Origin of the sequence: Limosilactobacillus walteri (assembly GCF_014830205.1) — a bacterium.
In the GTDB taxonomy this organism is placed as follows: domain Bacteria; phylum Bacillota; class Bacilli; order Lactobacillales; family Lactobacillaceae; genus Limosilactobacillus; species Limosilactobacillus walteri.
The window spans coordinates 1-19,406 of sequence record NZ_QORN01000037.1; the positions used below are offsets into that span (position 1 = coordinate 1).

Here is a 19,406-nt window from a genome sequence, read left to right on the forward strand (position 1 = left end):
GTACTTCTTGACGAAGAGCCCCTTTTAATCATTCCTTAAATTAATTATAGGCCACTTTAAAATGAAAAGCACAATACAACCTTAGACAATTGTACTGTGCTTCTATGATTTTAGTTTTCAAAGGCCTTAATCATTCGATCAAGTAATTCAATGTCAGTATCACGAGAATAAATATCCATAATCTCGTAAATTTGTGGTGCAGAGGTTGAACCAGTAAAGGCTAAGTTTAATGGGAAGTATAATCCCCGACCCTTAATACCAGTATCCTTACCAACCTCCTTAATTGCTTGACTGTAATCAAGATCGTCCCCGCCATTTTCAAGCTTATCTTTTAAGCCCTTAATAACCGCTAGGACGTCATCATTAGCAAAGTCCTCATTGTCCTTTAGTAAGTCATAGTTAAATGATTGGTCAAGGACAGTGTAGTAAGACCATGCATATTGAACCACTTCAAGTAATTTATTAACATCACGCTGGTGAACCTCAATCGTCTTCTTAAGCAGGGTAGTTAATTGATCTTCTGGAATAGTTTGGAGGCGCTCAGCTTCTTCAGTTTCGCCTTCCTTAATTAGTTTCATTGTGCGATCCGTAAGTTCATCAATTGACATACTCTTGATGTATTGGGCATTCATCCAATCGAGCTTCTTTTGGTCAAAGTATGCTGGTGCCTTTGACATCCGCTTTGGATCGTATACCTTAATCAATTCATCCTTTGAATAAATTTCACGCTCACCAACTGGAGACCAACCTAAGAAAGCAATGAAGTTAAAGATTGCTTCATGAAGGTATCCATGCTTCTTGTATTCGCTGATGAACTGTAATGTATCCTTATCACGCTTACTTAACTTCTTGCGAGTCTTAGGGTTAAAAATCAATGGGATATGACAGAAAGTTGGGTGATCCCAGCCCAATGCTTCATAAATAGCAATTTGCTTTGGCGTATTTGAAATATGATCAGCGCCCCGTAAAACATGTGTAATATCCATGGTGTGATCATCAACTACTACCGCAAAGTTATAAGTAGGCATCCCATCACTTTTTTCGATGATGAAGTCCCCACCAAGATTGTCAGAATTAAAGGAAACGTGGCCCCGCGCAATATCGTCCCATTCATAATCATGATCCTTAGGGAAATGGAAACGAATAGTTGGCTTTAAGCCTTTTGCTTCAGCAGCTTTTTGTTCTTCTTCGCTCTTACCGTACCAACGGCCGTCATAGTGAGGCGGTTCATTGTTAGCCTTTTGACGTTCCCGCATCTCTGCTAATTCTTCTTCGGTTGAGTAGTCTTTGTAGGCAATTCCCTTATCTAATAATTCTTGGATGTACTTATGGTAGATACCTTCCTTGTTACGTTCACTTTGGCGGTATGGAGCGTACTTTGGATTTGGTTTGTTTGGACCTTCATCCCAGTCAATTCCTAACCAATGAAGGTTTTCTTTTTGACTAGCTTCACCATCTTCAACGTTTCGCTTAGTATCCGTATCTTCAATCCGTAATACCATCGTACCGTTAAAGTGACGCGCAAATAAATAATTAAATAATGCTGATTGAGCATTTCCAATATGTAAGAAGCCTGTTGGGCTAGGTGCATATCGAACTCTGACCTTTTGATCCATTATCTAAGACTCTCCTTTAGTAACTAATCAGGATATAATATCCCCAAATTAAAACTGACTGTTAGAATCCTCTAACAATCCTTTAAAAGGATGTCATCCCTAATAGACGGCACTCCTTTCAATGCAACAAATATAATTGTATATGAAACAACATATTTGTCAATTCATCAATCATTTTCGCATAAATAACGCCTGGTACAACAACCAGACGTTAGTTTAGTTTTAGTATTGTTCCATATAGTGTTGCCGTTCCCAATCAGAAACGTGTTGACGATAAGAAGCGTATTCTCGCGTCTTGGCTTCCATGAAGCTGTGGTACAAGTGGTCACCCATTGATCCTTTTACAACTTCATCGGCTGCTAATGACTTCAATGCATTATGCAAGGTATCAGGTAAATCACGAATATCTTTTTCTACCCGTTCTTCCTTCGTCATTGTGTAGATGTTTTCATCGACATTGTGAATTGGCGGTAAGCTGTTACGCAAGCCATCAAGGCCGGCTTCAAGGACAGCAGCAATTGCAAGGTAAGGATTAGCTGATGGATCAGCTGATCGTAATTCCAGCCGAGTTCCCATCCCCCGATCACTTGGGATCCGGACAAGCGGTGACCGGTTAGATGTTGACCAAGCAACATAAACCGGTGCTTCGTAACCAGGAACTAGTCGCTTATAAGAGTTAACAATTGGGTTGCAAATTGCTGTATAACTCCGCGCGTGTTTCATTAATCCGCCAAGAAAATGATAGGCTGTTGTAGAAAGCTGATCTTTATCATTTTCATCAAAGAATGCATTAGTACCATCTTGCTTAAATAATGACATATTAAGGTGCATTCCCGAACCATTAATTCCTGATAATGGCTTAGGCATAAATGTGGCATGGAAGCCATAGTTCTTGGCAATTGTCTTAACAACAAACTTAAATGTTTGAATGTTATCAGCCGCTTCAAGCGCATCAGAATATTTGAAATCTACTTCATGTTGTCCCGGAGCAACTTCATGGTGGGCAGCTTCAACATCAAAGCCCATCTTTTCAAGGGCTAATACAATATCGCGCCGACAGTCTTCGCCAGGATCAGCTGGTTCCATATCAAAGTAATTTTCTTTATCGTTTAAGTTTGTTGTCGGATTACCCTTTTCATCAGTCTTAAAAAGAAAGAATTCTGGCTCAGGACCGATATTAAAGTCCTTAAAGCCCATCTTGCGCATGTCTTCAAGCACACGCTTTAAGTTATTACGGGGATCACCTTCAAATGGGGTACCATCAGTCTTATAAACACTGCAAATTACGCGGGCAACCTTACCGTGCTCTGCACCCCAAGGGAATGCCAGCCAAGTAGACATATCTGGGTAGAGGTACATGTCACTTTCTTCAATTCGGACAAATCCATCGATTGAAGAACCATCGAACATAATTTTATTGTCCATTAACTTGTCAAGTTGACTAACCGGCAAGTCAACGCTCTTAATCGTTCCTAATAGGTCAGTAAACATCACCCGTAAGAAATGAATATCTTCATCCTTAACCAGTTGGCGAACTTCATCTTTTGTAAATACGTGTTTACCCATAAATCTTTTCATTCCCTTTCATACAATCTCGACAGGTGAAAACGACTATACCAATCGTCTCAATCATCCGCCGCTCTCCTTAACACTGTCACATAGAATAACAATAGACAGCTCATAAGTCAATTCTATTTAGACGCTTTATTTCAATTAACAAAAACTTTCCCATTTAGCTTTACTTTTTTAACCATTCATCGATTAGCTGCTTAATTTGGTTAATATCTTCTGGATTACGCAAGAGGTCAAACCAATGTGTATCAGCCTTATTTCTAAACCAGGTTAGTTGACGCTTAGCATAATGACGGGAATCTTGCTTAATCTTTGCGACAGCATCATCAAGGCTACAGTTCCCCTGAAAGTACGGGAACAATTCATGATAACCAATCCCCTTTCCAGCTGGAAGATTTTCACCATTATGATCAAATAACCAGCGGGCTTCTTCCAACAGTCCATTAGCCATCATTAGGTCCACCCGTTTATTAATCCGGTCATATAAGGCTGGACGATTGGTTGTTAACCCAATTAAGAGAAAATCATTATCCGTTATATACTGGGGCTGTTTTGAGAAGAGCTGACCTGTTTTTTGAATCACTTCAAGCGCACGAATTACCCGTCGTGTATTTGCTGGTGGAATATGCGTACTAGCATCGGGATCACGCTTTGCTAACTGCTTCCATACATATTCCGGTCCTTTTTCTCTTGCTTGCGTTTTCCAATAATTTCGGATTTTTAACGTTTCTTGGTCAAACTGGTCGCTGCCAAGAGCAAGGTTATCTGTCAAAGCTTGTAGGTAGAAGCCAGTCCCGCCGGCAATAATCGGTAAGTGATTGCGGCTTGTAATCTCAGTAATCTTTTCATTTGCCATTTTCTTAAAACAAGCTGCGGAAAATCGCTCGTCAATATCACAAATATCAATTAGGTGATGCGGAACACCTGCCATTTCTGCTGGCATGACCTTGGCCGTTCCGATATCTAAATGACGATAGACCTGCATTGAATCTCCTGAAATAATTTCACCATTGAGTGCTTGCGCTAGTTTGATTGATAATGCTGTTTTCCCTACTGCCGTTGGGCCAACGATTGCAATTACTTTACTCATATTGACTCTCCATTTTTATAAATTTTATGCTAAAAGTTATCCTTCTTACTGGTAAATCACCATTAATTCTTGCATAATGGAGGTAACCTAGAATTTCGAGGAGGTTTTATGTTATGAAACAATTAGCAAAGGGTATTTTAGTTGGTAGTTTAGCAACAGTTGCTGCAATCGCTAGTGGGGTTCTGACTTTCCATAAGACTGTTATTAAGCCTGCCGAAGAAGAGGAAGAAAAGTTTGATCAAAACCGTCGAGCTGCTATTCGCAAGGGTCGCTCCGCACACCAACTATAATAACTAGATTTTATAAACAAAAGAAGGGCTGTGACTTGATGTCATCGGCCCCTTTTTTGTAGATAAAGTTATAAACACAAGTAATAACTACTTTTGTTTTAATACTTGGACTTTTTAGTCTTACCGTCCCATGCGCGGTAACCATCTTTTAAAATGTACAAGTGACTATACCCATGTTTACCTAAAAAGGCAACTGCTTGGGTACTTAATGTCATTCCTTCATCATAAAGATAAACTGGCAAGTCTTTCCGTAATTCGCCATATTGCTGGCGAAGGTATGGGTACGGTAAGTTACGTGCACCGAGAATATGTCCCCGCTTAAAATCATTTTCTTGACGGAGGTCGATTACCTGCGCTTTACGCATTCCTTTTTTAAAATCCTCTTGACTTAACACTGTTGCATAATGCTTACGACGATAAGTCTGAAATGCCCAGCTAAAAATCCATACTAGTAAGATGATTAAAATTACAGCATTGAGAATCATCAAACCAGAACTAACTCCAAGTACCACTATCATTTCCCCTTAATAAACTAAAATTAATCTTCGTTGATAAACTGACGAGCCAATGATGCGGCACCAATAACACCAGCATCATTACCCAATTCAGCTAGCTTCAATTGAGTTGAAGTACGGACAGTTGGGAAAGCAAATTTTTCAAAGTTTTGCTTTACTCGCTTCAATAAGAATTCCCCAGCTGCAGAAACCCCACCACCAATAACAAGGTATTCAGGGTTGAGCGCGTTGCTCAAGTTTGCAGCAGCTAAACCAAGATAGAAACATACTTCGTCAACAACAGTATTTGCTAAGTAGTCATTTTCCTTTGCAAGGTCAAAGACGATTTTAGCTGTAATTTCATCACCGTTGTCAATCATTGCCTTTAAACGGCTGTTACCTTCATATTCTTCGGCCTTATCTTGGGCAATGTGAACAATACCAGTAGCTGATGCATATTGTTCAAGACATCCATGATTACCACAGGTACAAAGGTAGCCATTTGGTTTAACAATCATGTGGCCTACCTCCCCACCGGCACCAACAACACCGTGAATCAACTTACCATTGGAGATAAGTCCACCACCGACACCAGTACCAAGAGTCATGAATGCAACATCATCACCTTCATTACCAGCACCTTTCCAACGTTCACCAAGAGCGGCAACGTTAGCATCGTTATCAAGCGCAAATTGCATTCCTGTGCCTTGTTCAATCTGTTCTTTAACATTTTGGGTCGTCTTCCAGTTTAAGTTGTAAGCTCCAACAACTGTTCCTTCTTCACGATCAATTGTCCCCGGTGTACCCATACCAATTCCAATAAATTGATCGCGTGTCATCTTGTATAAATCAAGGTGGTGATTAATTGAGTCGATGATGTCTGGGACGATATGTGAACCATCATCCAAAATGTTAGTCCGTAGTGACCACTTTTGTTGGATTTCACCGTTCTCCGTTAAAATTGCAAACTTGATGGTCGTACCACCAAGGTCAACACCAATTAATTTTTTAGCCATAATGATTCCTTTCTTGGGCAATTTAATATAGTTTACCCCTTTTAATTCTCGTTTGTTCTTCACGATGTTCTTTGCGCAAAACAATTTTTGCCTTAGCATAGGTTGACTTATCAACGACACCAGATTGATATAAGTTATCCAATTCAATTGCCATTAATTCTATATCGTATAATCTTTTGCCAACGTATACAAACACATTAAATTCTTTCAGCAACTGTTGAACATCATACAATGTGCGGTATATCCGTGAGGTGACTGCCATAAATTATCACTTCAATTCTAGAGTTAGTATTATCAAACTCACAGTTAATATAGTGCCACTCAGGAAACGCTTTATCAAGCTAATATTTCCTAATAACGGGGCACCAACAACAAATGCAATGAGAAAGCCGCCAAATAATCCACCGACATGTCCTGCCAGGTCAATTCCTGAAAGGAAAATATCCATCACAATATTAATGATGACGAATAGAAAAAAGGTCCGACTTAAAACACGTACAATAACGTTATGGTGAAAACAGACGCCAAGCATCAAAAATGCTCCAAATAGTCCAAAAATAGCTGTGCTAGCCCCTGCCGAAATAGTTGAAGGCATTAAGACTGCACTAACTAAATTACCGAAAACTGCACTAACAAAATATATTACAATCATTCGCCAATGACCGAAGAATTCTTCGATATAACGACCAATATATAAAAGCGTCACACTATTAACAACTAAATGCGATAGCCCAACATGTAAAAACACAGGTGATATTAAACGCCACCACTGCCCATCTCTAATCAAAGTAGTACTTCTTGCTCCTGAGTTAAGGAGGACCGTTGTATTAGTAGAACCACCTGCATAAACTAACCAGCAATAAACAAGAACTTGAAAGATTATTAAGGTGAGCGTCACTGGCGCCAGTTTTAATCCCTGTGACCGCATCTTTTTATATCTCCGGCAAATGTAATACTTTATCTATGTGCTGATCAAACTCGTCTGGCGACCACTCATTTTCATTAGCTAACTGGGTCGTTAACGCCATTGAAATGGTCGGTCCATTATAATGTTGAAGGTAACGATCATAATAGCCACCACCAAACCCAATCCGGTGACCAGAAGCAGTAAACGCTACTCCAGGCACCACCATTAAGTCAATCTCATCTGGAGAGTAAACTTTACCTTCGTGGGGTTCTAGTATTCCAAACGACGTCTCATCAAAATCCGTATCTTCATTTAATTCAACAAATTCCATTTGATGATTTGGCAACGTCCGAGGAACAACAATCTGCTGTCCCTTATGACGAGCATGAAGAATAATCGGGGCCGTATCAATCTCAAAAGACTGACTCAAAGTAGTCGCAATCGTTTTAGCATTGATCCATTCAGATTGATCATATAGTAACGACGCTAACTGACGTTCTTCGTGAAGCCGTGTGTTTAAGTCTAATTGTTGAAGGCGGGCAATATATGCTTGCCGCAATTCTTTCTTTGAATAAGCCATTATGTTATGACCGCTCCTTTATAGTGAAATAACAAACGGTATCAGCCTTTATTATCACCGCTTGTGCGAATTTATGCAAGCGTTTTTTTATAAAAATGAATAATGCTACGACAAAAGCTTTATTTAATTCATTTTATAAAAAAGAGGACTAAGGAACACAAATTCCTCAGTCCTACTATTTAGCCATTACTTAGTTTCCCGATGTAATGTAACCTTTTGTTCCCGTGGACAGTACTTGTTTAATTCAAGACGATCTGGGTTGTGACGACGGTTCTTGCTAGTTAAGTAAGTCCGTTCGTGGCATGAAGTACATTCAAGTGTAATGTTGACACGCATTGTTTTGACCTCCAAACTATTTCTTTTATTTAACGTGGTTATTTAACGTAACCCTAACTCGTACAACTATATCATTTATTTTTCATTTTGGCTAGTAATTTATCAAACTTTGTTAAGGAAATTTCCTTGACAGCTTTAATTATTTACTAACATCTTTAGAACTTTGAACAATCTTCCAATATGCTTCAAAAATTTGCTTAGCCATTGTTAGATTTGCTCCCCCATCGGAGTTAGACGCTCCTGGAATAGCAAGGGCAACAACAACTTGCGGATTATCTGACGGAGCATAACCAGCGAAACTTAATGTAGTCGTGGAATGAGACTTGTAATATGTTTCAGCTGTTCCTGTCTTACCAGAAATCGATGGCTTTACACTTGCCAATGCTTTACCAGTAATATAGCGATTTGATCCGTGAACCACTTGGTAAAGTCCTTGTTTTACTACGTCAAAGTCCGCCTTTGAGGCTGGAATTGTCATTTGAACTTGTGGTCTAGTTGTATATTCAACCGGACCAAGCTCACCATTGGCCTTTGTCCCACGGATTTCTTTAACAATATATGGACGCATCCGATTACCCCCATTGGCTATCGTTGACATATACTGAGCCAATTGAATCGGGGTATAACCATCGTAGTTACCATAGGACAAGTCAAGGGCCGAACCAATATGCTTTTGATCGGCTGGACCAGTATAACCACTAGTTTCACCAGGCAAGTCAATTCCAGTCTTCACACCTAAACCAAACATATTGAAGTATCCTCGGGCCTTAGTAAAGATCGTCGGCTTCATTGTAATCTGAGCATTGGGCGAATATTTCATTCCTCCCTCTTTCATCAACAATTGCATCATGTAAGAGTTCGATGAAACTTCAAGAGCCGTTGCCGCATTTAACGCCATGTTAGCAGAGCCTCCATGATTAAACCATGAACCCTTCGAAGAGGTCCCGGCAACTTTAATCGGCATATCAGTTAGCGTATTATTGGTTGGGGTAATAACACCATCCATTAACGCACCCATTACCATGGCGGGCTTAACGACCGATCCCATCGTAATCGGGTGGTTGATTGCCCCAATCTCATCAGGAGTTTCTTTACCAGTTTCAGGATCACGGTCAATACCAGCCATCGCATAGATTGCTCCTGTATTAGGATTCATAACCACGGCATAGACCCCTGTTGAATACTGATTTCCAGCTGCTGAGTAATTATTCTGTAAGATTGATTGGACTTTCTTTTGGAACTTAGAATTAATCGTCAGAACAAGATTATCCCCTTTTTTACCAGGATACTTGGTCTTTTCTTTTGTTACATCATTCCCATTAGTTGTAACTTCTGTTTGTGATTTTGATCCTGCTAAGGTTGCTTGGAATTGTTTTTCTAAGTAACTCTGTCCAACGCTATCATTTCGCGAATATCCTTGAGCAAGCAGTGAGTTGACCTCATCACTTGGCAGTCCAGTTGTGGAAACAGTCCCTGTCAATGATTGAATATCTTTACCTTGCGGGTAGTTTCGTGTCCAGGAAGTACCAATTTTTACTCCAGGCATCTCATTTAAGTGTTCACCAACCGCTGCTAATTCCTTTGCGCTAACCCCGGTCTCTTTAATATATGTCGTTGAAAGAGAATAGGCACCGCTCATCGCTGCATAAATGCGGGCATTATTCTTTTGCTGGTCAGTTAACTCCCATGATCCTGGATGATTACTCAGGTAATCCAGCGCCTTATTATATTTTGTATCTTCTGAATCCTCGTCTGAAGTCTTAACATGTTTTAAGACACTCTTTAGCCGTTCCTTATCAGCAAGATAGTAGTCTTCTTCATTCCGTTCTGTTAATCGTGAATTTTTATTAGAAACTGATACGTACCGTCCCAAGCGATTAGCAATTTGATAAAGCTGATCTGAAGTAACGTTAGCACCTTTCGTATATGTAATAGCTTGGTGAGTCTGATTTCCAACAAGGACATTGCCCTGTGCATCGTATATCATCCCCCGCTGAACGTTATTAGTCTGGGTCGTCGTATCAGATCTTTTTACTTCCGCCTTATATGATGTTCCCTGTAAGACTTGGAGGTAAAATAGTCGAATAGTTAAAGCTAGTAGCAAAATACCGACAATCCACAATAGCATATTTAACCGAAACGGAATAATCGACTGTGCATTTTGCCGTTTTTTATTATGTGAACCAAATAAGTTCATTATTCGATCAAAGAATTTCACAGTTTTACAATTCTCCTTCATTGTAGTGAATCTATTTTAGCAAAAATCACCCGTCTCCACAGATAATTTACCACTACTAACGTGAAAATAATACTCTTTATTTTATAAGAAATGAAGAACTTATTCCAATGATTTAATGAAATTTAATGAACAATAGTAATGAATATCATTTTGAAACAGGATATGATAGGGTGGATGTGTCTATTTAATGAGAAGAAGGAGAAGTTTGCTGTGTTTTTATATCAACAACATAATCATTTATATCGACGTAAAATTTTAATTGCAAGTTTCTTATTACCAGTCATACTGATGGCCTGTTATTTCATGTACCGTCAAATGACGCCTTTTGGTAAAAGCAGCTTGTTAACTGTTGATCTCGGTCAGCAGTATGTCGACTTTTTTGCTTATTTGCGAAATACCTTATTACATCATCCAAGCAGTTTCTTTTATTCGTTTAGCAAGGGTCTCGGCGGGGAAATGTATGGGACAAATGCCTATTACCTTCTTAGTCCCTTAAATTTGATTTTATTATTCTTCCCGGCCCAACACCTCGCCACTGGTATTACCATTGTAACTCTTGTTCGCTACGGTCTGGCTGGTCTTAGTTTTGCCTGGTTATTGCAAAAAACCGAATTACAGCAAGGCTGGCGAATTCTCGCCTTTAGTACCGTTTATTCAATGAACGGGTGGATGATTGCTAACCAATTAAATATGATTTGGCAAGACGCCCTCATCCTCTTGCCGTTAATCATTTGGGGGCTGCTCCTCCTCATTTATCAGCAACGCGTAGGCACTTATATAAGTTGGCTCGCTGTAATGATGATTGATAATTATTATATGGGCTGGATGATTGCTATCTTTACCCTGTTATTTTATCTCTGGCAGATGCCTGCTATTACTACTTGGCGTCAACGGGGCATTATCTTTCTTCGCTATATTGCTGGTTCCCTTCTTGCTGCTGGAATTGCGGCAGTTGTTCTTTTGCCAACTTTCTATGCCTTAATGCAAAGTAAGGGAACTTATACTGAGACAAAGATTCATAATCATTTTGAATACTTTGTGCCAAAAATGCTTGGCAAACTCGTCCCTGGTTCTTTTAGCTTCGGGCAGATGCCGAGCGGTCAACCTAACATCTATATTGGAATGCTGTTAATGATTGGCGCTTGTCTTTACTTCTTTGATCATCGTTTTGCCCTTAAACGGCGAATCATCGGCGTAGTTATTTCATTATTCTTTATTCTCTCTTTTTGTTATGAACCACTTGATTTACTGTGGCACGCGGGCCAATTTCCAGTCTGGTATCCGTACCGCTTCTCATTTCTATTTTCATTCTGGTGCATTTATCTTGCTGCTAAAGTTATTCAACCTAATTTTCAAATCAAAAGACGAAGTGCAATTTTACTAACGATCTTAATTGTTGCCATTTATTGGTATGTTGGTACATTAAATTTGTCTTATATTAATAACAATCAACGAAATATTGGCCTTTGTTTTGCCTTGATTGCTATTTGTTGTCTCTGTATACCGCGAAAAAACTCTCCCCGCCTATATGATGTTCTTTTAATCTTACTTGCAGTCTGTGATATTGCAATGAGTGGCTACACCGCCCTAAATAAGATTTCATATGTATCACAACCAGAATTTGGCAACTATACCATCGCCCTTGATAAAGCAGTTCACAAACTTAAGGAGAACGATGATGGACTTTACCGGGTAGCTAAGACTTTTATGCGGACCAAAGATGACCCTTTCCAAGCCGATTTTAATGCTGGTGATCATTTTGGTTCTACTCTTGAGCCCCCAATTCCGGCATTCATGGGTGCAATTGGGCAGCCAGATGGGGATGGCTTTGTCACCTATGCTAATGGAACAGAAGTTAGCGATGCCCTGCTCGGTTATAAATATACGATGAATGCCCGTAATACACCTACCGGACAGGAATTACCATTATCTGGCTATCGTCCTGATTGGTATAACTACCCGCTAACCGGGCATACTAATGCTATTAATCTTCGTGAAAATCCAAATTCCCTACCTATTGCTTTTGGGGCAAATGCAGCAATCCTTAACCTTCAACGAACAACTATGGATCCGCTAAATTATCAATCACAAGTTTTCCAGACCCTGGCTGGTCGGCCAACTTTCCATTCACTATTTGCAGTTCAAAACTTTAGCTCGGTTAAATTCAATAATGTTCAAAAGGCAAAACAAATTACCGGAACCATTTTCCGTAAGCAAAACCTTCTCCAGCCAGCCTCCGTTCAATTAAAATTTATTCCGCCGACAAATGATTCCTATTACCTTACCCTTGGCCCCAACGTTAAGGAAGACGCTACAATTACAATGAACAATAAGCATTTTACTCAATACGATACTTTCCGCAATACTGTAGTTATTAATGTAGCACACGATCAAAAAGGACAAACAATTACTATTAATCTTAGCCTGAAAAAGGCAACCTTATGGATGCAAAATGTCAGCATCTACCAGTTAAAACAACGTCCATTTGAGGCAAGCTTGAAGACGCTTCAGCAATCACCGCTCAAGATTAGCTCATACCGGAGCAACAAGATTGTCGGAACGGTTAAGCTCCAGGCTGGACAACGGGTGCTGATGACAACAATTCCTGCTGCGACTGGCTGGCACGTTAAAGTCGATGGTAGACCAGTTACTCCACGAACAGTCCTAAATACTTTTATGGCAATCCCGATGAGTCCAGGAAAGCACCATGTTGAATTCTATTACCGTCCACCTTACTTAATCTTAGGGTTAATAATCACCCTTATTAGTCTCGTAATTACTGGTTGGTGGGTCAGAAAAGAACATCAGCAAAAGTCTATCTTTAGTAACTAAAGAAGCGCAGTTATGCATAATCGGAGTATATCTCCATTGCATAATTGCGCTTTTGTTATTTTCGCGAAGCTCCTGTTGATGCATCTGCTTTATTATCCGCATGATCATCAGCATCATGGGCCAGCCCAGCCACATCGGGAGTAGCATCCCCATCTTCATGTTGAAAATGAAAGACCGGTCCATCCTCTTCACCGCTATAATCAACCGTGGTAATTAGCCCCTTAAAGAACCAATCATCTAAAGAATCAATATGGTAATTTATCCCATCTTTTTCAACTTCTAAGATTGGATCAACCGCCTGATCTTCACGGGTAAATCCTTGGGAAAAGCCATGATGAACTTCCGTTTGCCCATAGGTTTTTCCATAAAATTTTATTCCATTACCTGTTTGAAGACCCATCTCATCACGAAACCATTTACTTGCAGCATCTGTAATAATTAATTTCATTTTAGTTCATCCTCACTCTTGTTGGTATCGTTTTCATACTCCTTACTATAACATAGTAATAACTTAATACCAACGAGTTAAAAGTGATCTGCTAAAAAAGACTCACAATGATTACCTCACTGTGAGTCCTTTTTGCACAATTAGTCAACTTTTACAATTTTAACCTTGATGGTCCCATTAGGAACTTCAACCTCAACTTCTTCGCCAACCTTGTGTCCTAACAAACCTTTAGCCATTGGTGATTCATTTGAAATCTTGCCATTGAAAGGATCAGATTCAGATTCACCAACAATTTGGTATTCTTCTGGTTCTTCATCTGGTAATTCTTGAATCGTAATTGTCCGTCCCATTGATACTTCATCTTTATCAACATCTTCATTATCAATGATTTCAGCATATTGAAGCATATTTTCAATTTGCGCAATCCGACTCTCAACCATTGCCTGCTCATCTTTAGCTGACTCATATTCTGAGTTTTCAGATAAGTCCCCGTAACTACGAGCAATCTTTATGCGCTTAATAACCTCTGGACGACGCTTCAAGCGATATTCTTCAAGTTCATCTTCAAGCTTTTTCTTCCCTTCAAGGGTCATTGGAAAAGTTTTTTCTTCAGCCATTATAAACACTCCTCATAATTTATCAGTGCAACATTACCATTTCTATTTCAGCTTGTAAACACCTATTGTAATTCAGTATGTCCACGCTTTACTAAAATATCACGAATCTTAGTTGACAATAGGTCAATCGCAACCTGATTCTCGCCACCCTCTGGTACGATAATGTCAGCATACCGTTTGGTTGGTTCGACAAATTGGTGGTACATTGGTTTAACCGTTGCAAGGTACTGGGTAATAATCGAGTCAAGCGAACGTCCACGCTCGACCATATCCCGCTGAATCCGCCGAATAATCCGAATATCATCATCAGTATCAACATAGACCTTAATATCCATCAGATCCCGTAAACGCTCATCATCAAGGATTAGAATCCCTTCTAAGATAATCACATCTGTTGGTTCAACATGAACGGTCTTTGCTGACCGAGTATATTGGGTATAGTCATATACCGGCATTTCAACTGCCCTATTATTCCGCAAGTCAGCTAACTGCTTAATCAAAAGGTCAGTATCAAATGCCAACGGGTGGTCATAATTTACCTTTTTCCGTTCTTCCATTGTCATATCTGATTGATCATTGTAATAAGTGTCTTGATTAATAATCTGGATTGCTTGTCCATGTAATTGATTATAAATCTTGTTGCTTACTGTTGTCTTTCCACTACCAGAACCCCCGGTAACGCCAATCACGACTGGGTGTTTGTCCTCTTGAATACTCATCAATTTGTCTCCTCATTAAACTTTCTAATCTGAAATAGTATATAGCACTCGCATACGATGCGCAAGATAATTACTAATTTAAATTATTAAAAGTGACCCTAAAGAGAAGATTCTAGTGCATTACCACGTAATAATTACCTGGGAAGTATTGTTGATCAGTAATCTTAACTGTTTCATTTTCATTTGGCGCCTGGATAATTCGACCATCGCCAAGAGAAATAGCAACGTGGTATGGCGCGTCATCCGAACCATAGAATACAAGAGCACCATATGGGGCATTTAAGACATTGTCATGAATATGTGGCCCTAGTGCTTGCTGCTCATAAGTTGTCCGCTGCGGAATGCCATAACAGTACTGAACTAATCCAGAACAATCAAATCCGCCCGGCTTATTCCCGCCCCAAACATACGGGGTGCCTAAGTAAGACATTGCTTTATTAACTGAATCTTTCAAACTTTGACTATTTTTACCGTCTTGACTTTGCTTTTGATTAGTTGCCGGTTGGCTATTATTTGTAGCTGAATTATCCTTATTTTTTGTCGGAATAGTTAGCTTCTGACCAGCGAAAATCAGTTCTTTATTTTGCAGGTGATTAGCGGTTGCAATATCATCTGCGCTCACATTGTACTTTTGTGCAATTGCATTTAAATTGTCACCAGCATTGACAGTAATAGTCGTATCGGCTTTAGCAGTAACTGTTCCCATTGCCATTGCGCCAGCCATTCCAAGTGATGACGCTAAAATTTTCTTTGTTGTACTTTTCATTATTTGTCCTTTCTCTTTTTTACGAAATTATTAAAAAACTTATCAAACTATTAATAAAATAGCAGAAAACCAAAAAATCTTCAACCGCCTTTTTATCAATCAGCAGTCCCTATTATTATATATACGTAAAAATTTGATCTTTGCATTTTTTAATTTAAAAAGATTAAAGAGATTCTGCAAATTTAATTTTACACAATCTCTCTAACATCATTTTAACGAATTTCAGCTTTAACCTTGTCTTTCAAGAAAGCTGTAACCTTATCAAAGGCAGCGTTTACTTGATCTTCGGTTAAGGTACCATTGTTATCTTGGTAAGTCAATGTATATGCTAAGGACTTCTTACCAGCCGGAAGATGTGAACCAGCATAAACGTCAAATAGGTGAACATCCTTTAAGAAGGCTCCACCCTTTTGCTTAATCGCTTCAACAATTGTTGCATTTTCAACATCACGATCAACTAAAAGGGCAATATCCCGAGTAATAGACGGGTATTTACTAATTGGCGTATATTCATTTTCAATCTTTGGTGCGGTAAGCAAGGCTTCAAGATTAAGCTCAAAAACATAGGTTTCTGGAATCTTATATTCTTTGGCTGTTTGAGGGTGAACCTGACCGATAAACCCAACTAATTCGTTATCAATCTTGATATCAGCGGTCCGTCCTGGATGCATTTCTGAACGGTCAGCAGTTGGTACAAATGAAATTTGCCCAGCAACTCCCATATTGTGCATATAACGTTCAACAATTCCCTTTAATTGGAAGAAATCAACTTGTTGATCTTTCTTATTCCAACTATTAGCAACTAGTTGACCAGTTACGGCTGCTGCAATATGTTCTTGTTCTTCGGGACGTTCGCCACCCTTTGGTAAGAAGACCCGTCCTTGTTCATATAAGGCAACATTATCCACATTGCGCGCAACATTATAGGCAATATCATTAAGCAAACCGCTAATAATATTCATCCGCGTAGCAACATGGTCTGAACTCATTGGAAAGTCTAATTTCATTGGTTCAGTCAGTGGTGTAATCTGGAACTGCTTAGCCTTCGCAACCGTTGTTAGTGAATAGCTGATAGCTTGAGTTAAGCCCATTCCTTCGAGGTCATGACGGCTTGCACGGATAAAGCGCTGGCGTGGCGTCAATCCACCACGATTCCGCGTCATTGTTGGTAAAGTTGACGGTAAATTATCATATCCATAGATCCGCGCAATTTCTTCGTAAAGGTCAGCTGCTAAACTAATATCCCACCGACGTGCTGGCGCAATTACTGTTAATTGATCATCAGTATCTTGATGGTAATCAAACGCTAACCGATCAAAAATATTCTTAACTTCGTCCATTGTCAGATTGGTTCCAAGGACATGGTTAACTTTAGCTAAGGAGAGGACAATTGATTTATTAACAATTGGCGCTTCACTTCCGGTCACAATTCCGGCCGTAACAGTTCCGCCAGCAAGTTCTTTGATCATTTCAGCTGCTTCATCGAGTGCTGTCTCAACAGTTGCAGGGTTAATGCCCCGTTCAAAGCGCATCGATGACTCACTATGAAGGTCCAAACGCCGTGCTTGTTTTCGAACCATCACAGAATCAAAAATAGCAGCCTCTAACGCTACGGTAGTTGTATTGTCACTAACAGCTGTCCCCTGACCACCCATCGTTCCAGCAAGGGCAACTGGTTGGTCATCTACTGTTACCACAATATCAGCTTCTTTTAACTTTTGCTCATTTCCATCAAGCGTAACGAACTTTTCCCCTTCATTAGCATGCCGCACGCCGAAATTGTGACTTGACAGCTGGTCATAATCATAACTGTGAAGTGGTTGACCATACTTTAAGAGAATATAATTAGTAACATCTACTACATTATTAACGGGCCGAATTCCGCTATTCCATAACCGAATCTGGAGCCAAAGCGGACTATCAGCAATCTTAACATCTTTAATAACTCGTAATTTATATGTTGGGGCGATCTTAGCGTCTTTAATATCAGCTTGAACTAGGTCGCTAGTCTTTTCCGTGCTATCTTCTTCAACAGCTAATTCCTTAAAATGCGGTTTTAAGCTATAAAAGGCAGCGATATCATTAACATTACCATAAATACTAAGCATATCACCACGGTTAGGCGTTACGTCTGTATCAATGATTGTGTCGTCCATCCCTAAATACTTAAATACCGAATCACCATTTTTGGCATCGTCAGGTAAGAAGTAGATTCCTTCTTCATAATCTTTTGGTGCAATCTTGTCGCTAAAGCCGATTTCTTGTAGCGCACAAAGCATCCCGTTAGATTCTACTCCGCGGATCTTCCCCCGTTTAATCTTTTGGTTATCGGCAATTCGCGCCCCATTTAAGGCCACAATTACTTTTTTACCGGCCTGAACATTTGGTGCACCACAGACAATTTGAATCGGCTGTTCTGCACCAACATCAACTTGGCAAACGTGTAAGTGGTCAGAATCCGGATGGCTTTCACATTCCATAACTTCTCCGACCACAATATTTTTCAACCCGTCACTTAATGAATAAACATCATTAATGTCAACTGACGTCCGCGCAATCTTTTCCGCGAGATCTTGTGGCGTTACATCTAAATCAAGGTATTCTTGTAACCATTGGTATGATACTTTCATTTCACATTATCCTTTCTGGTCGAATTGGTTGAGGAAGCGCACATCGTTAAGGTAGAAGTTACGGATGTCATCAACCCCGTACTTCAACATTGCAAAACGATCTGGTCCTAACCCAAAGGCAAAACCACCGTATTCTTCTGGGTCAACACCTGACATCTTTAAGACATTGGGGTGCACCATCCCAGCACCAAGCACTTCGATCCAACCAGTATGCTTACAAATGGCACAGCCTTTCCCTAAACAGTTAAAACAAGTAATATCGGCTTCAACTGACGGTTCGGTAAATGGGAAGTAGCTTGGCCGCAGACGAACCTTTAACTTATCGCCAAAGAGGTTTTGGGCAACCGCCTCAAGCGTTCCCTTGAGGTCCGCCATCGTGATGTTTTTACCAACTACCATCCCTTCGATCTGGTGGAATTGGTGACTGTGCGTCGCATCATCAGTATCCCGCCGGTAAACCTTACCTGGTGAAATCATTTTTAGCGGTCCTTGACTAAAATCATGCTTTTCTAACATTCGTGCTTGCATTGGCGATGTCTGTGTCCGCATCAATACTGATGGGGTCACATAGAAAGTATCTTGCATGTCCCGTGCAGGGTGGTCTTTAGGTAAATTAAGCTTTTCAAAGTTGTAAACTTCTTGCTCAACTTCATCACCAACTGCTACTTCATAACCCATTGATACAAATAAATCGACAACTTGGTCAATAATTTGCTGGATAACATGAGGTTCTCCCTGTGCAACCGGTGTTCCTGGAAGAGTAACATCAATTGTCTGGGCGGCAAGCTTAGCGTTCATTGCAGCTTGTTCTAATTCTGTCCGCTTCGCTTCAATCGCCGCAGCCAACTCATCGCGCACCTTGTTGGCAAATTGGCCAACCTTAGGGCGTTCCTCAGCGCTTAATTCCCGCATTCCACGAAGGACCGAGGTGATTGGCCCTTTCTTTCCAAGCATTTTAACACGAATTTCATTAACCTTTTTTAGGTCCTCTGATTGCTTAATATCTTGCAATCCTTGCTCCCGCAAATCGGCTAATTTTTCTTTTAATCCCATACTTTCACTCCTTAATTTAAATAAAAAAACCTCATCCCAATATAGGGACGAGGTTACGCGGTACCACCCTAGTTTGTAGGAAATCCTACACACTCAATAATCAATAACGGTGATTAGCCGGAATACCATTACGTATCAGCTCCGGAAATGAAATTCACCTTAAATCACTGATCGCAACTCTCAGAATCAGATCACGACTCT

18 protein-coding genes and 1 other annotated feature (1 of these 19 running past the window's edge) are annotated in these 19,406 nt (G+C 40.0%); of the genes, 2 read left to right on the forward strand and 16 right to left on the reverse strand.

Going from position 1 to position 19,406, the window contains the following annotated elements; genetic code table 11:
• Positions 1-110 precede the first annotated feature (110 nt).
• From gltX to miaA, 3 genes are all read right to left on the reverse strand, one after another.
• The gene (gene gltX / locus DTK66_RS08610; protein WP_191668416.1) at positions 111-1,616 is read right to left on the reverse strand and encodes a glutamate--tRNA ligase; all 1,506 of its coding nucleotides are present in this window, start codon (positions 1,614-1,616) and stop codon (positions 111-113) included.
• Between the two features lie 222 nt (positions 1,617-1,838).
• Positions 1,839-3,182, reverse strand: coding sequence for a type I glutamate--ammonia ligase (gene glnA, locus DTK66_RS08615; RefSeq protein WP_153930908.1), 1,344 nt, complete (start codon positions 3,180-3,182; stop codon positions 1,839-1,841).
• Between the two features lie 172 nt (positions 3,183-3,354).
• Positions 3,355-4,278 (reverse strand): tRNA (adenosine(37)-N6)-dimethylallyltransferase MiaA, encoded by a 924-nt coding sequence (gene miaA, locus DTK66_RS08620; protein WP_153930907.1) that lies wholly within the window; start codon positions 4,276-4,278, stop codon positions 3,355-3,357.
• A 113-nt stretch (positions 4,279-4,391) separates the two neighbouring features.
• On the opposite strand from miaA, the gene DTK66_RS08625 reads away from it, so the two are divergent.
• Entirely contained in the window at positions 4,392-4,568 is a 177-nt protein-coding gene (locus DTK66_RS08625) for a DUF3042 family protein (RefSeq protein WP_003664039.1), read from the forward strand.
• 98 nt (positions 4,569-4,666) lie between these two features.
• Here DTK66_RS08625 and DTK66_RS08630 read toward each other — a convergent pair whose 3' ends face one another.
• From DTK66_RS08630 to DTK66_RS08660, 7 genes are all read right to left on the reverse strand, one after another.
• On the reverse strand, positions 4,667-5,086 hold the full coding sequence (locus tag DTK66_RS08630) for a rhodanese-like domain-containing protein (RefSeq protein ID WP_153930906.1): 420 nt from the start codon (positions 5,084-5,086) through the stop codon (positions 4,667-4,669).
• Positions 5,087-5,106: 20 nt separating this feature from the next.
• Positions 5,107-6,078 (reverse strand): ROK family glucokinase, encoded by a 972-nt coding sequence (locus DTK66_RS08635; protein ID WP_153930905.1) that lies wholly within the window; start codon positions 6,076-6,078, stop codon positions 5,107-5,109.
• Positions 6,079-6,100: 22 nt separating this feature from the next.
• Positions 6,101-6,340, reverse strand: a complete 240-nt coding sequence (locus DTK66_RS08640) for a YqgQ family protein (RefSeq protein ID WP_191668417.1) — start codon at positions 6,338-6,340, stop codon at positions 6,101-6,103.
• Between the two features lie 6 nt (positions 6,341-6,346).
• Complete coding sequence (locus DTK66_RS08645; protein ID WP_153930903.1) at positions 6,347-7,006, reverse strand: rhomboid family intramembrane serine protease; 660 nt, start codon at positions 7,004-7,006, stop codon at positions 6,347-6,349.
• A 4-nt stretch (positions 7,007-7,010) separates the two neighbouring features.
• Positions 7,011-7,565, reverse strand: coding sequence for a 5-formyltetrahydrofolate cyclo-ligase (locus tag DTK66_RS08650; RefSeq protein ID WP_191668418.1), 555 nt, complete (start codon positions 7,563-7,565; stop codon positions 7,011-7,013).
• A gap of 186 nt (positions 7,566-7,751) precedes the next feature.
• The gene (gene rpmG / locus DTK66_RS08655; RefSeq protein ID WP_003664049.1) at positions 7,752-7,901 is read right to left on the reverse strand and encodes a 50S ribosomal protein L33; all 150 of its coding nucleotides are present in this window, start codon (positions 7,899-7,901) and stop codon (positions 7,752-7,754) included.
• A gap of 139 nt (positions 7,902-8,040) precedes the next feature.
• The gene (locus DTK66_RS08660) at positions 8,041-10,140 is read right to left on the reverse strand and encodes a peptidoglycan D,D-transpeptidase FtsI family protein (protein ID WP_191668419.1); all 2,100 of its coding nucleotides are present in this window, start codon (positions 10,138-10,140) and stop codon (positions 8,041-8,043) included.
• Between the two features lie 210 nt (positions 10,141-10,350).
• Here DTK66_RS08660 and DTK66_RS08665 point away from each other — a divergent pair, with 210 nt between their 5' ends.
• A complete protein-coding gene (locus DTK66_RS08665; protein ID WP_191668420.1) occupies positions 10,351-12,972 on the forward strand; it encodes a YfhO family protein in 2,622 nt (873 codons plus the stop codon).
• A gap of 55 nt (positions 12,973-13,027) precedes the next feature.
• On the opposite strand, the gene DTK66_RS08670 is transcribed toward DTK66_RS08665, so the two are convergent.
• The 6 genes from DTK66_RS08670 to pheS all read right to left on the reverse strand — a co-directional run bounded on the left by DTK66_RS08670 (position 13,028) and on the right by pheS (position 19,205).
• Positions 13,028-13,420 carry a HesB/YadR/YfhF family protein gene (locus tag DTK66_RS08670; RefSeq protein ID WP_191668421.1) on the reverse strand — a complete coding sequence of 131 codons (393 nt, stop codon included), beginning with the start codon at positions 13,418-13,420 and terminating at the stop codon, positions 13,028-13,030.
• A gap of 140 nt (positions 13,421-13,560) precedes the next feature.
• Positions 13,561-14,037 carry a transcription elongation factor GreA gene (gene greA / locus DTK66_RS08675; RefSeq protein ID WP_153930895.1) on the reverse strand — a complete coding sequence of 159 codons (477 nt, stop codon included), beginning with the start codon at positions 14,035-14,037 and terminating at the stop codon, positions 13,561-13,563.
• Positions 14,038-14,099: 62 nt separating this feature from the next.
• Positions 14,100-14,756, reverse strand: a complete 657-nt coding sequence (udk, locus tag DTK66_RS08680) for a uridine kinase (protein WP_153930894.1) — start codon at positions 14,754-14,756, stop codon at positions 14,100-14,102.
• Positions 14,757-14,868: 112 nt separating this feature from the next.
• Positions 14,869-15,522 (reverse strand): C40 family peptidase, encoded by a 654-nt coding sequence (locus DTK66_RS08685; protein WP_191668422.1) that lies wholly within the window; start codon positions 15,520-15,522, stop codon positions 14,869-14,871.
• Positions 15,523-15,734: 212 nt separating this feature from the next.
• On the reverse strand, positions 15,735-18,152 hold the full coding sequence (pheT, locus tag DTK66_RS08690) for a phenylalanine--tRNA ligase subunit beta (RefSeq protein WP_191668423.1): 2,418 nt from the start codon (positions 18,150-18,152) through the stop codon (positions 15,735-15,737).
• A gap of 6 nt (positions 18,153-18,158) precedes the next feature.
• Complete coding sequence (gene pheS, locus DTK66_RS08695) at positions 18,159-19,205, reverse strand: phenylalanine--tRNA ligase subunit alpha (protein ID WP_153930892.1); 1,047 nt, start codon at positions 19,203-19,205, stop codon at positions 18,159-18,161.
• A 40-nt stretch (positions 19,206-19,245) separates the two neighbouring features.
• Positions 19,246-19,406, reverse strand: a binding site (T-box leader) (it continues 43 nt past the right edge of the window).

Excerpts from the sequence above, each read along its gene's own strand:
- gltX (WP_191668416.1), bottom strand. The coding sequence starts at position 1,616 with ATGGATCAAAAGGTCAGAGTTCGATATGCACCTAGCCCAACAGGCTTC.
- glnA (WP_153930908.1), bottom strand. The coding sequence starts at position 3,182 with ATGGGTAAACACGTATTTACAAAAGATGAAGTTCGCCAACTGGTTAAG.
- miaA (WP_153930907.1), bottom strand. The coding sequence starts at position 4,278 with ATGAGTAAAGTAATTGCAATCGTTGGCCCAACGGCAGTAGGGAAAACA.
- DTK66_RS08625 (WP_003664039.1), top strand. The coding sequence starts at position 4,392 with ATGAAACAATTAGCAAAGGGTATTTTAGTTGGTAGTTTAGCAACAGTT.
- DTK66_RS08630 (WP_153930906.1), bottom strand. The coding sequence starts at position 5,086 with ATGATAGTGGTACTTGGAGTTAGTTCTGGTTTGATGATTCTCAATGCT.
- DTK66_RS08635 (WP_153930905.1), bottom strand. The coding sequence starts at position 6,078 with ATGGCTAAAAAATTAATTGGTGTTGACCTTGGTGGTACGACCATCAAG.
- DTK66_RS08640 (WP_191668417.1), bottom strand. The coding sequence starts at position 6,340 with ATGGCAGTCACCTCACGGATATACCGCACATTGTATGATGTTCAACAG.
- DTK66_RS08645 (WP_153930903.1), bottom strand. The coding sequence starts at position 7,006 with ATGCGGTCACAGGGATTAAAACTGGCGCCAGTGACGCTCACCTTAATA.
- DTK66_RS08650 (WP_191668418.1), bottom strand. The coding sequence starts at position 7,565 with ATGGCTTATTCAAAGAAAGAATTGCGGCAAGCATATATTGCCCGCCTT.
- rpmG (WP_003664049.1), bottom strand. The coding sequence starts at position 7,901 with ATGCGTGTCAACATTACACTTGAATGTACTTCATGCCACGAACGGACT.
- DTK66_RS08660 (WP_191668419.1), bottom strand. The coding sequence starts at position 10,140 with ATGAAGGAGAATTGTAAAACTGTGAAATTCTTTGATCGAATAATGAAC.
- DTK66_RS08670 (WP_191668421.1), bottom strand. The coding sequence starts at position 13,420 with ATGAAATTAATTATTACAGATGCTGCAAGTAAATGGTTTCGTGATGAG.
- greA (WP_153930895.1), bottom strand. The coding sequence starts at position 14,037 with ATGGCTGAAGAAAAAACTTTTCCAATGACCCTTGAAGGGAAGAAAAAG.
- udk (WP_153930894.1), bottom strand. The coding sequence starts at position 14,756 with ATGAGTATTCAAGAGGACAAACACCCAGTCGTGATTGGCGTTACCGGG.
- DTK66_RS08685 (WP_191668422.1), bottom strand. The coding sequence starts at position 15,522 with ATGAAAAGTACAACAAAGAAAATTTTAGCGTCATCACTTGGAATGGCT.
- pheT (WP_191668423.1), bottom strand. The coding sequence starts at position 18,152 with ATGAAAGTATCATACCAATGGTTACAAGAATACCTTGATTTAGATGTA.
- pheS (WP_153930892.1), bottom strand. The coding sequence starts at position 19,205 with ATGGGATTAAAAGAAAAATTAGCCGATTTGCGGGAGCAAGGATTGCAA.